The sequence below is a fragment of the Kitasatospora sp. NPDC059571 genome, from assembly GCF_042735675.1.
In the GTDB taxonomy this organism is placed as follows: Bacteria; Actinomycetota; Actinomycetes; order Streptomycetales; family Streptomycetaceae; genus Kitasatospora.
The window spans coordinates 1-11,669 of sequence record NZ_JBHWBW010000236.1; the positions used below are offsets into that span (position 1 = coordinate 1).

An 11,669-nucleotide genomic window follows, 5' to 3' on the forward strand; every position below is an offset into this window, starting at 1 on the left:
CCTCCCGGTCCGCGCCCGTCCGTTCCGTCCGGATCGGTCCGCCTCAGCGGCGGCTGCGCCCCATCCTGGACGAGGCCCCGGTCAGGGTGAGACCGAAGGCCGCGCCGGCCAGGCAGGCCATCACTGCGCCCGTGACCACGTTGGTCCAGATGGTCCGGTTGACCGCCTCGCCGCCGACGGTCGCCCAGGGGGCGATGATCGTCCAGACGCCGATCGCCATCGCGGCCCACGCGCGCGCGTGGGTGCGCTCCAGCGCGGAGCCGTACCCGGCCATGATGTAGGCGAAGACGAGCCCGCAGAGCAGGTTGCTCACGCTCAGGCCGGAGAAGGCGCCGACCACGGGGTTCAGGCCGAAGCCGACCACCCACGGGGAGATCGCCAGGAAGAGTCCGGCGCAGATGGAGAGCGCCTCGACGCCCTGGGCCAGCGGCGTCGCGGTCACGCGCTCGTAGTGTTCACGCAGTTCGATGATGTCCGGGTGGTGTTCCATGCCCGTCGGGCTCTGTGTCGACACCGAGGACCACCTCCAAGGTCTGGACGAGGAAGGCACGAGTCCTTCACCCATTGTGTCCCTTATCTACCCTTTATGCGTGATTATCACCCGAATGCCGGGCTTCGGCAGCTCGGAGCAGTTTCAGCACGGCCTCGCCGCCCAGGAAGGCGGCCACCGCGGCGGCCTCCCCCTCCAGGGCGTCCCGCACCTCGCGCGGCAGCCGCCCGAACGGCTCGACCAGCAGCGCGCCGCGCTCCCGCCGCCAGGTGCCGAGGATCCGGCCGTCCGCCACCAGCGCGGGCCTGATCACCCCGCCGCCCGCGTTGATCCGCTTCGCGAACGCCCCGTCCAGCATCGCCGAGCGGTCGCGGTAGCCGAGCAGGTAGCCGTCGTACGCACCGAGCAGCCGGACCGCAGGCCCTCCGGCCGGCGGGCCGTCGGCACCGGGGGCGGCGAAGAGGCCGGGCGCCTCCTCCGCCGGCCCGGCGGCCTCGAGCGCGCGCCGGGCGGCGGCGAGCGGCAGGCCCGCCCAGGCGGCGAAGTCGGCCGGCCCGGCGGGCCCGAACGCCGCCAGGTAGCGCAGCGCCAGCGCGGCCGCGGGGTCCGCGGGCGCCGGTCCGCCGGGCGGCAGCGGAACGTACCCGGGCTCGCGCGGCGCGATGTCGGCACCGCGGCACAGCACCCCGTACGCGGCCGCGTACCCCATCAGATGGGCCGGCGCCTGGCCCGCCGGGTCGATGCCGACCCCCTCGGCGTTGAGCAGCGCCACCAGCTCCGCCCGGCTGCGCGGCACCTCCAGCAGTCCGGGCAGCAGGTCCAGCGCGCGGGCGCAGACCTCCTCGGTCAGGCCCAGTTCGCGCCGGCGCCGGGCCCCGCCGGCCAGGTTGCGTCCGGCGAACAGCCCGAGCAGCCAGCGGGCGTCCGCGGCCGGGACGAGGTGCAGGGTGCCGCGCATCAGCGGGAGGACGACGACCTCGCCGGCCGCCAGCGCCCGGCCCGGCTCGGCCGGGTCCGCAACGCCGCGGGCCCGCAGCGCCAGCCGGGCCGCCGCGGCGTCCTGCGCCTGCACCCCGGCGGAGCTCCGGGCCACCGCCGCCGCGGCGCCCTCCGGCCGGCCGAACTGGGCGTGCATCCGGCGCCGCAGCAGCTCCTGATCGTCCATCGGGCCATTGTGGCGCGAGCCCCGACGGGTGAGCTGCATCTCACCCGGGCGACGCCGCATTGCCTATGCAACTCGTTGCATAGGAGGATGACGGCATGGCACTGGAGCACGCGATCCTCGTCTCACTCCTGGAGCAGCCCGGGTCGGGCTACGAACTGGCCCGCCGCTTCGACCGGTCGATCGGGCGGTTCTGGACCGCCACGCACCAGCAGATCTACCGGGTGCTGCGCCGGATGGAGGCCGACGGCTGGGTCGCCTCCCGGGAGGTCGTCCAGGACGGGCGGCCGGACAAGAAGGTCTGGTCGGCGACGTCCGACGGGCGCGCCGTCCTCGTCGACTGGCTGCACGAGCCGGTCGAGCCGGAGACCGTCCGGCACGAGCTGGCCGTGAAGATCCGGGCCGCCGCCTTCGGCGACCCCGCCGCGCTCGTCACCGAGGTCGAGCGGTACCGCGCCGAGCACGCCGCGCTGCTGGACCACTACCTGGTCGGCGAGCGGCGCGACTTCCCGGACCCGGACGCCCTCGACGCCGGACAGCAGCTGCAGCACGTGGTGCTGCGCGGCGGGATCGAGTACGAGCGGATGATCCTCGCCTGGCTGGACGACGTGCTCGCCACCCTGCACCGCCTCGGCACCCCACCCTCGACCCCCGGGACCTGATGATGCTGTTCAACCCGCGCACCTACGACCCCGCGCAGTTCGACGACACCACCCGCCGGCTGCTGCGCGCCACCGTCGACTGGTTCGAGTCGCGCGGCAAGAAGGCGCTGCTCGACACGTACATCGACCGCACCTGGTACGCGGACTTCCTGGAGTTCGCCGCCAAGGAGGGCCTGTTCGCCGAGTTCCTGACGCCGTCCTCGGCGGACCCGGCGAAGCGCTGGGACACCGCCCGGATCGCCGAGCTCAACGAGATCCTCGGCTTCTACGGCCTGGGCTACTGGTACACCTGGCAGGTCACCATCCTCGGCCTGGGGCCGGTCTGGCAGAGCGAGAACGAGGCCGTCCGCGCCCGCGCTGCACGGCTGCTGACGGAGGGCCACGTGATGGCCTTCGGCCTGTCCGAGCGCAGCCACGGCGCCGACATCTACTCCACCGACATGGTGCTCACCCCGGACGGCGAGGGCGGGTTCACCGCCACCGGCTCCAAGTACTACATCGGCAACGGCAACGTGGCCGGCCTGGTCTCGGTCTTCGGCCGCCGCTCCGACGTGGAGGGCCCGGAGGGCTACGTCTTCTTCGCCGCCGACAGCCGGCACGAGGCGTACCACCTGGTCAAGAACGTGGTGAACGCGCAGATGTACGTCAGCGAGTTCCGCCTGGAGGAGTACCCGGTGCGCGCCGAGGACGTGCTGCACACCGGCAAGGCCGCCTTCGACGCCGCGCTGAACACCGTCAACGTCGGCAAGTTCAACCTGTGCACCGCCTCGATCGGCATCTGCGAGCACGCGATGTACGAGGCCGTGACGCACGCCCACAACCGGGTGCTGTACGGCAAGCGGGTCACCGAGTTCGCCCACGTGAAGCGCGAACTGACCGACGCCTACGCCCGCCTGGCGGCGATGAAGCTCTTCAGCTCCCGCTCGGTGGACTACTTCCGCACCGCCTCGCCGGAGGACCGCCGCTACCTGCTCTTCAACCCGATGACCAAGATGAAGGTCACCACCGAGGGCGAGAAGGTCATCGACCTGATGTGGGACGTCATCGCGGCCAAGGGCTTCGAGGCGGACACCTACTTCGACAAGGCCGCCAAGGACATCCGCGGCCTGCCGAAGCTGGAGGGCACCGTCCACGTCAACCTGGCGCTGATCCTCAAGTTCATGGGCAACTACCTTTTCAACCCGGCGGAGTTCGCGCCGGTGCCGAGCCGGCTGGACGCCGCGGACGACACGTTCCTGTTCCGCCAGGGCCCGGCCCGCGGCCTCGGCGCGATCCGCTTCCACGACTGGCGCACCGCGTACGACACCTTCGCCGCGGTGCCGAACGTGGCCCGCTTCCGCGAGCAGGCGGACGGTCTCTGCGCGCTGCTGCTGGCCCACGCGCCCAGCGCCGAGCAGCAGCAGGACCTGGACTTCCTGCTGGAGATCGGCCAGCTGTTCGCGCTGGTCGTCTACGGCCAGCTGGTGCTGGAGCAGGCCGGGCTGACCGGCGCGGACGCCGACCTGCTGGACCAGATCTTCGACGCCCTGGTGCGGGACTTCTCCGCGCACGCCACCGAGCTGCACGGCAAGTCCTCCACCACCGAGGAGCAGGCGGCCTGGGCGCTGGCGCACGTCCGCCGCCCGGTCGCGGACGCCGCGCGCGCCGAGCGGGTCTGGACGCAGGTCGAGGCACTGTCCGGCGCGTACGCGATGGAGCCCTAGGGCTTGCACACCCGGCCCCCGGGGAGGGGGTGCCGCCTCTCCGGCGCCCCCTCCCCCGTCCGCCGGGAGGTCCAAGTATTGACGCGTTCATGATATCCATGCGGTGGTAAAGCGATCGTCAAGAACGTGTGTCCGCGCGGACGTCGGCGGACCGGGGATCACCTGACGGGCAATCACCGCGGTGCGCCCGGACGGAGCAGCACGCCGAGCCGCCGGGCTGACGGAGCGGCACAGTGGCCCTCAGTACCGTCCAGCTGAGAGGCCGCCGGCATGCCGCCGAATCCGCGTTCCCTGACCGTCCGCCGAGCCCTGGCCGCCGCCGCGATGGCCGCGGCGCTGCTGCCCGCCGCACCCGCAGCCGCAGCAGCGCAGGTGCGCACCTCGTACGGGCGGCCGGTACCGCTCGGCGGCGGCGCCGCGCACACCTACGTGCAGCTGGCCGGCGACCGGCCGCTCGCGATCGGCGTCGCGCTCACCCGGGGCGCGCTGGACGGCCTGCCCACCGAGCCCGCCGACGGCAAGCACTGCTTCGACCGCGACGGCGACGGCACGATCGACCCGATGAAGGAGTGCGCGGGCGGCCACGAGTACCCGATGCGGCTGCCCGCCGCGCTGAGCGCCCTGCCGGGCAACCCGCTCACCTTCGCGCTGCTCGACTGGGACCCGGCCGGCCACGGTCCGCCGCACGTCTACGACAAGCCGCACTTCGACGTGCACTTCTACCTGCAGTCCGACGCCGAGCGGCAGGCGATCCGGCCCGGGCCCTGCGGCATCCTGGTCAACTGCGAGGACTACGCCACGGCGACCCGCCCGCTGCCTCCGCAGTACCTCCCCACCGACTACACCGACAAGGGCCTCGCCCAGGTCGCCATGGGCAACCACCTGACCGACCTCACCGGCGACGAGTGGCACGGGCACGGGTTCACCCGGACCTTCGTCTACGGCGTCTACGACGCCCGGGTCACCTTCCTGGAGCCGATGGTCGCGCTCTCCGACCTCCGGGCCGCGGACGGCGCCGACCCCTCGGCCGCGTGCCGGGCGGTCAAGCAGCCGGCCGCCTGGCAGAAGCCCGGCTGGTACCCGCGGCAGTACTGCGTGCGGTACCGGACCGAGAGCGGCGAGACCACCGTCTCGCTGGAGGACTTCGCACTGCACGCCTGACCCCGCCCGACCACCCGCTACCCACCCCGGAGGTACCACCATGCCCAGCGTCGGACTGCTCGCCCGGATCGAGGCCGCGCCGGAGCACGCGGCCGAGGTGGCCGCCCTGCTGGCCGGCGCCCTGCCGCTGGCCCAGCAGGAGGCCGGCACCCGGACCTGGTTCGCGTTCCGCGAGAGCGAGACCGTGTTCGGCATCTACGACACCTTCGACGACGAGCAGGGCCGCACCGCGCACCTCCAGGGCGCGATCGCAGCCGCCCTGATGGAGGCCGCCCCGCGCCTGCTCGCCGCCCCGCCCGAGATCCGCCGGGTCGACGTCCTCGCGGCCAAGCTCCCGTAACACCGCCCGGCTCCGGGGACGGGGCCGGGCGCGCCGCGGACGTACGGTGGACGGGGGAGGCTCAGCCGTCCGTGGAGGAGCTCGCCATGTACTACCGCGACCGTGTGGAGGCGGGCCGCCGGCTGGCGGCCGAACTGGAGCGGTGGCGGGGCGCGGACCCGGTGGTGGTCGCCCTGCCGCGCGGCGGTGTGCCCGTCGCGGCCGAGGTCGCCCGGGCGCTCGGCGCACCGCTGGACATCTGCGTCATCCGCAAGCTGGGCGTGCCGTTCCAGCCCGAGCTCGGCATGGGCGCGATCGGCGAGGACGGCGCCCGGGTGCTCAACGACGCGGTGATGCACGACGCCCGGGTCACCGCCCGGCAGCTCGCGGACGTCGAGCGGGCCGAGCGGGCCGAGCTGGAGCGCCGGGCCGGGCGCTACCGGCGCGGACGGGCGCCGGTGCCGCTGGCCGGCCGGACGGTCGTGGTGGTCGACGACGGGGTGGCGACCGGCTCCACCGCGCTCGCCGCCTGCCGGATCGTGCGCGCCCGCGGCGCCGCCCGGGTGGTGCTGGCCGTCCCGGTCGCGCCGGCCGACTGGGCCGAGCGGCTGGGCGGCGACGCGGACGAGCTGGTCTGCCCGCTCACCCCGGCGCGGTTCTGGGCGATCGGTGAGTTCTACACGGACTTCTCACAGACCTCCGACGAGGAGGTGGAGCGGCTGCTGGACGCGGCGGCGCCACCCGCCGCCGCCACCGGCCGGGACACCCGGGAGACCGAGGTGGAGGCGGGCGGCCTCCGGCTGCCCGGGCTGCTGTCGGTGCCGGCCGGCGCGGTCGGCCTGGTGCTGTTCGCGCACGGCAGCGGCAGCAGCCGGCACAGCCCGCGGAACCGGTACGTGGCCGGCGAACTGCACCACGCCGGACTCGGCACCCTGCTGTTCGACCTGCTCACGGCCGAGGAGGAGCCCGACCGGGCCAAGGTCTTCGACCCGGCCCTGCTCGGCGCGCGGCTGGCCTCGGCCACCCGTTCGGCGGCGGCCCGACCGGAGTGCGCAGGACTGCCGATCGGGTACTTCGGGGCCAGCACCGGCGCCGCCGCAGCACTGTGGGCGGCGACCGAGCCGGACGTCCGGGTCGCCGCCGTGGTCTCCCGCGGCGGCCGCCCCGACCTGGCCGCGCCGAGGCTGGCCGCGGTCACCGCACCGACCCTGCTGATCGTCGGCGGCGCCGACCCGGTGGTGCTGGAGCTGAACCGGGTCGCCCTGGCCGCCCTCGGCGCAACCGGCGAGCTGGCGGTCGTCCCGCACGCCGGGCACCTCTTCGAGGAACCGGGCACGCTGGAGGAGGTCGCACGGCTCGCCGGCGAGTGGTTCGCGCGCCACCTGGGAAAGGCGGCCTCCGACTGGTCAATGTGATCAGCCCCGACGCCCCCCACCTGCTCATCTTGTACACATTGATCAGTGGAAAACGGACCTGTTGCCCAGCCCCCCGACCGGGGGCAAGCTCGGCGCAACCGCAACCGCCCTGACCCCGCGCGGTGCGGAGAACCTCAACGCGGAGGAGCACCGATGACCGCCAACGCCCTGGAACTCACGCCCGAGGAGCTGGAGGCCGGCCTCGACGCCGAGCAGCTGCGCACCCTCGTCGGCCTGGTCGAGCACGATGCGGCGGGCGACCCCTTCCCGGTCACCGCCCAGGACGCGGTGGTCTTCGTCGTCGGCAACGCCACCCAGACCGCGCAGTTCTACCAGGCCGTCTTCGGCATGGAGCTGGTCGCCTACTCCGGCCCGGAGACCGGCCGCCGCGACCGCAAGGCGTTCGTGCTGCGCTCAGGCTCCTGCCGCTTCGTGATCAAGGGCGGTGTCTCCCCGGACAGCCCGCTGCTCGACCACCACCGCCGGCACGGCGACGGCGTGGTCGACCTGGCGCTGGAGGTGCCGGACGTCGACAAGTGCATCGCGCACGCCCGCGCCCAGGGCGCCACGATCCTGGAGGAGCCGAACGACGTCTCCGACGAGAACGGCACCGTGCGCCGCGCCGCCATCGCCACCTACGGCGAGACCCGGCACACCCTGATCGACCGCTCCCGCTACCGCGGCCCCTACCTGCCCGGCTACGTCGCCAGGCAGTCCACGGTCGTCCGCCCCGAGGGCGCCCCCAAGCGGCTGTTCCAGGCGCTCGACCACGCGGTCGGCAACGTCGAGCTCGGCAGGATGGACGAGTGGGTCTCGTTCTACAACCGGGTCATGGGCTTCGTGAACATGGCCGAGTTCGTCGGCGACGACATCGCCACCGAGTACTCCGCACTGATGTCCAAGGTCGTCGCCAGCGGCAACCACCGGGTGAAGTTCCCGCTGAACGAGCCGGCGATCGCCAAGAAGAAGTCGCAGATCGACGAATACCTCGAGTTCTACACCGGCGCCGGCTGCCAGCACATGGCACTCGCCACCAACGACATCCTCACCACCGTCGACGTGCTGCGCTCGCGCGGCGTGGAGTTCCTCAACACCCCGGACTCCTACTACGACGACCCCGCGCTGCGCGAGCGGATCGGCAAGGTCCGCGTCCCGATCGAGGAGCTGAAGTCGCGCGGCATCCTGGTGGACCGCGACGAGGACGGCTACCTGCTGCAGATCTTCACCAAGCCGATCGGCGACCGGCCGACCGTCTTCTACGAGTTCATCGAGCGGCACGGTTCGCTGGGCTTCGGCAAGGGCAACTTCAAGGCGCTCTTCGAGGCCATCGAGCGCGAGCAGGAGCGGCGCGGAAACCTCTGAGACCCACGAGGGAGACCGGGACACCATGGCGCACTACCGGCAGCTGGGCGACATCCCGCCCAAGCGGCACACCCAGCACCGCACCCCCGAGGGCGGGCTGTACTACGAAGAGCTGATGGGCGAGGAGGGCTTCACCTCCGACTCCTCGCTGCTCTACCACCGGGGCATCCCTTCGGCGATCGTGGACGCCCGGCCGTGGGAGCTGCCCAGCCAGGCCACCGTGCCGAACCTGCCGCTGATCCCCCGCCACCTGAAGCTGCACCAGCTCTTCGGCGAGGAGTGGAAGGGCGTCGACGCGGTCACCGGGCGGCGCCTGGTGCTCGGCAACGCCGACGTGCGGATCTCGTACGCCGTCGCCGGGGCCCCGAGCGAGCTCTACCGCAACGGGCTCGGCGACGAGTGCGTCTACGTCGAGTCGGGCACGGCCACCGTGGAGACGGTGTTCGGCACGATCGACGCCGTCCAGGGCGACTACGTGATCATCCCGCGGGCGACCACGCACCGCTGGGTGCCCACCGGCGAGGCGCCGCTGCGGGTGTACTGCATCGAGGCCAACAGCCACATCACCCCGCCCAAGCGGTACCTGTCGCGGTTCGGCCAGCTGCTGGAGCACGCGCCGTACTGCGAGCGCGACCTGCGCGGGCCGGCCGGTCCGCTGCTGGTCGAGGGCACCGACGTGGACGTACTGGTCAAGCACCGCGGGACGAACGGCGTGGTCGGCACCCGCTACACGGTGCCGCACCACCCGTTCGACGTGGTCGGCTGGGACGGCTGCCTCTACCCGTACGCCTTCAACATCGCCGACTTCGAGCCGATCACCGGCCGGATCCACCAGCCCCCGCCGGCCCACCAGGTCTTCGAGGGCAACAACTTCGTCATCTGCAACTTCGTGCCCCGCAAGGTCGACTACCACCCGCTGTCGATCCCGGTGCCGTACTACCACGCCAACGTGGACAGCGACGAGGTCATGTTCTACTGCGGCGGCAACTACGAGGCGCGCAAGGGCTCCGGGATCGGGCAGGGCTCGATCTCGCTGCACCCCGGCGGGCACACCCACGGCCCGCAGCCGGGCGCCTACGAGCGCTCGATCGGCGCCGAGTTCTTCGACGAGCTCGCCGTCATGGTCGACACCTTCCGCCCGCTGGAGCTCGGCGAGGGCGGCACCGCCTCCGAGGACGCGGGCTACGCCTGGACGTGGTCGGGCGGACGGGGGCCGGGCCGGTGAGCGTTCCCGAGCTGTTCCGCGGCCTGTTCGACGACGCGGCGGTCTTCCCGCCCGGCGACCTGCCGCTGCGCCGGGCGGTGCCCGCGCACCTCGGCCACCGCTCCGCCTGGTACGCGGACGCGGTCGGGCCCTTCCTGTGCGGGCCCGGCCTGGTGGCCGAGCTGGCGGAGGTCGGCCCCGGGATCCCGGTCGGGCTGGTGCTGCCGGGGGGCAGCGCGGGCCCGGCCGCCGCCCTGTCCGCGGCGGCCGCCCTCGACGTGGTGAGCGTCGAGATCGCGGCCGCGGACGTGGCGGCCACCGTCGCCGAACTGGCCGGGGCACTGCCGGCCGGCGTCACCGCGGCGGTCGAACTGCCGCGCGACGGCGCCCCGGAGAAGTCCCTGGACGCGCTCGCCGGCACCCCGTACCGCGCCAAGTACCGCACCGGCGGGCTCGCGGCGGAGGCCTTCCCGTCCACCGCCGAGCTGGCCGCCTTCCTGGCCGGCTGCGCCGAGCGCTCGGTGCCGTACAAGTGCACCGCCGGGCTGCACCACGCCGTCCGGCACACCGACCCGGCGACCGGCTTCGACCACCACGGCTTCCTGAACGTGCTGCTGGCCGCCGAGGCCGGCAGCGACCGGGCCGCGGTCGCGGAGATCCTCGCCGAGCGGTCGGGGACGGTACTGTCGGGGGCCGTCATCGGCCTGACCGGGCGGCAGATCGAGCGGATCCGCACGTCGTTCACCTCCTTCGGCACCTGCAGCATCGCCGAACCGCTCGCCGACCTGGCCGACCTCGGCCTGCTCCGCACACCCCAGGAGGACCGTTGACCTGGCTCGCCATCCCGCAGGACTCCCCGTACGGCGTCCACAACCTGCCGTACGGCGTCTTCACCGCCGCCGACCAGCCCGGCCGGCGCCGGATCGGCGTCCGGATCGGCGACTCGGTGCTGGACGCCGGCGCCGCGGCCCGCGCGGCCGGCGCGCCCTCCGTGCTGCTCGACGCCGACACGCTCAACCCGCTGATGGCGGCCGGGCGCCCGACCTGGCGCGAGGTCCGCGCGGCGCTCACCGAGTGGCTCACCGACGAGGCGCACCGCCCGGTGGTGGCGCCCTGCCTGCTGCCGCTGGCCGAGGTGGAGCTTCACCTGCCGTTCGAGGTCGCCGACTACGTCGACTTCTACGCCTCCGAGCACCACGCGACCAACCTGGGCCGGATCTTCCGGCCGGGCTCCGAGCCGCTCACCCCGAACTGGAAGCACCTGCCGATCGGCTACCACGGCCGGGCCGGCACGGTGGTGGTCTCCGGTACGCCGATCGTCCGGCCGCACGGCCAGCGCAAGGCGCCGACCGAGCCGCTGCCGTCCTTCGGCCCGACCCGGCGGCTCGACATCGAGGCCGAGGTCGGCTTCGTGGTCGGCACCCCGAGCGCCCTCGGCACCACCGTGCCGATGGGCGGCTTCCGGGAGCACGTCTTCGGCGTCTGCCTGCTGAACGACTGGTCCGCGCGCGACATCCAGGCCTGGGAGTACGTGCCGCTCGGCCCGTTCCTCGGCAAGTCGTTCGCCACCTCGGTCTCGCCCTGGGTGGTGCCGCTGGACGCGCTGGAGCACGCCCGGGTCGCACCGCCGGTGCGGGACGTCGAGCCGCTCGCCTACCTCGACGACCGCAGCAGCGAGCCGTGGGGCCTCGACCTGGCCATGGAGGTCTCGCTCAACGGCCACCCGGTCTCCCGGCCGCCGTTCGCCACCATGTACTGGACCGCGGCCCAGCAGCTGGCCCACATGACGGTCAACGGCGCCGCGCTGCGCACCGGCGACCTCTTCGCCTCGGGCACCGTCAGCGGCCCGGAGCCGGAGACCCGCGGCGCCCTGATCGAGCTCACCTGGAACGGCGAGCACCCGATCAAGCTCGCCGACGGCACCGAGCGGACCTTCCTGGAGAACGGCGACGAGGTCGCCATCACCGCCACCGCCCCCGGCCCGGACGGCACCCGGATCGGCTTCGGCGAGGTGACCGGCCGGATCGTGCCCTGACGGCACGCCGGCCCCGCCCGACGGGGCGGCCCCGGCGCCCACACCGCCGGGGCAGCCCCGTTCAGGCCGCTCTACCTTCTGAGTCGGGTTGATCGAGCCATTCGTAAGGTTGGGTCGCCCAGGGGCGCTGGGTGTGGCTATCAGGCCGCTGCCAGC

Annotated in this window: 11 protein-coding genes; 9 read left to right on the top strand and 2 right to left on the bottom strand. The window is 73.4% G+C overall.

Annotated features, from left to right (window positions below; all coding sequences use genetic code 11):
• Positions 1–43: 43 nt before the first annotated feature.
• Complete coding sequence (locus tag ACFV0G_RS23840; protein WP_380551399.1) at positions 44–514, bottom strand: SPW repeat protein; 471 nt, start codon at positions 512–514, stop codon at positions 44–46.
• Between the two features lie 70 nt (positions 515–584).
• Positions 585–1,655: a DNA glycosylase AlkZ-like family protein gene (locus ACFV0G_RS23845; RefSeq protein ID WP_380551402.1), complete on the bottom strand. Its 1,071-nt coding sequence runs from the start codon at positions 1,653–1,655 to the stop codon at positions 585–587.
• 95 nt (positions 1,656–1,750) lie between these two features.
• Between ACFV0G_RS23845 and ACFV0G_RS23850 the strand changes: the two genes are divergently transcribed.
• The 9 genes from ACFV0G_RS23850 to fahA all read left to right on the top strand — a co-directional run bounded on the left by ACFV0G_RS23850 (position 1,751) and on the right by fahA (position 11,513).
• A complete protein-coding gene (locus ACFV0G_RS23850) occupies positions 1,751–2,314 on the top strand; it encodes a PadR family transcriptional regulator (protein WP_380551405.1) in 564 nt (187 codons plus the stop codon).
• Positions 2,314–4,017 (top strand): acyl-CoA dehydrogenase family protein, encoded by a 1,704-nt coding sequence (locus ACFV0G_RS23855; protein ID WP_380551408.1) that lies wholly within the window; start codon positions 2,314–2,316, stop codon positions 4,015–4,017. Before ACFV0G_RS23850 ends, ACFV0G_RS23855 begins: the two co-directional genes overlap by 1 nt.
• Positions 4,018–4,287: 270 nt before the next feature.
• On the top strand, positions 4,288–5,178 hold the full coding sequence (locus ACFV0G_RS23860) for a hypothetical protein (protein WP_380551411.1): 891 nt from the start codon (positions 4,288–4,290) through the stop codon (positions 5,176–5,178).
• 40 nt (positions 5,179–5,218) lie between these two features.
• Positions 5,219–5,518, top strand: coding sequence for a putative quinol monooxygenase (locus ACFV0G_RS23865; RefSeq protein WP_380551414.1), 300 nt, complete (start codon positions 5,219–5,221; stop codon positions 5,516–5,518).
• Positions 5,519–5,604: 86 nt separating this feature from the next.
• Entirely contained in the window at positions 5,605–6,912 is a 1,308-nt protein-coding gene (locus tag ACFV0G_RS23870) for a phosphoribosyltransferase family protein (protein ID WP_380551429.1), read from the top strand.
• Between the two features lie 153 nt (positions 6,913–7,065).
• Entirely contained in the window at positions 7,066–8,274 is a 1,209-nt protein-coding gene (gene hppD / locus ACFV0G_RS23875; protein ID WP_380551417.1) for a 4-hydroxyphenylpyruvate dioxygenase, read from the top strand.
• A 25-nt stretch (positions 8,275–8,299) separates the two neighbouring features.
• On the top strand, positions 8,300–9,499 hold the full coding sequence (locus tag ACFV0G_RS23880) for a homogentisate 1,2-dioxygenase (protein ID WP_380551420.1): 1,200 nt from the start codon (positions 8,300–8,302) through the stop codon (positions 9,497–9,499).
• Entirely contained in the window at positions 9,496–10,308 is an 813-nt protein-coding gene (locus ACFV0G_RS23885; protein ID WP_380551423.1) for a hypothetical protein, read from the top strand. Before ACFV0G_RS23880 ends, ACFV0G_RS23885 begins: the two co-directional genes overlap by 4 nt.
• The gene (gene fahA, locus ACFV0G_RS23890) at positions 10,305–11,513 is read left to right on the top strand and encodes a fumarylacetoacetase (RefSeq protein WP_380551426.1); all 1,209 of its coding nucleotides are present in this window, start codon (positions 10,305–10,307) and stop codon (positions 11,511–11,513) included. The genes ACFV0G_RS23885 and fahA overlap by 4 nt, the downstream gene beginning before the upstream one ends.
• Positions 11,514–11,669: the final 156 nt, after the last annotated feature.

Excerpts from the sequence above, each read along its gene's own strand:
- ACFV0G_RS23845 (WP_380551402.1), bottom strand. The coding sequence starts at position 1,655 with ATGGACGATCAGGAGCTGCTGCGGCGCCGGATGCACGCCCAGTTCGGC.
- ACFV0G_RS23850 (WP_380551405.1), top strand. The coding sequence starts at position 1,751 with ATGGCACTGGAGCACGCGATCCTCGTCTCACTCCTGGAGCAGCCCGGG.
- ACFV0G_RS23855 (WP_380551408.1), top strand. The coding sequence starts at position 2,314 with ATGATGCTGTTCAACCCGCGCACCTACGACCCCGCGCAGTTCGACGAC.
- ACFV0G_RS23860 (WP_380551411.1), top strand. The coding sequence starts at position 4,288 with ATGCCGCCGAATCCGCGTTCCCTGACCGTCCGCCGAGCCCTGGCCGCC.
- ACFV0G_RS23865 (WP_380551414.1), top strand. The coding sequence starts at position 5,219 with ATGCCCAGCGTCGGACTGCTCGCCCGGATCGAGGCCGCGCCGGAGCAC.
- ACFV0G_RS23870 (WP_380551429.1), top strand. The coding sequence starts at position 5,605 with ATGTACTACCGCGACCGTGTGGAGGCGGGCCGCCGGCTGGCGGCCGAA.
- hppD (WP_380551417.1), top strand. The coding sequence starts at position 7,066 with ATGACCGCCAACGCCCTGGAACTCACGCCCGAGGAGCTGGAGGCCGGC.
- ACFV0G_RS23880 (WP_380551420.1), top strand. The coding sequence starts at position 8,300 with ATGGCGCACTACCGGCAGCTGGGCGACATCCCGCCCAAGCGGCACACC.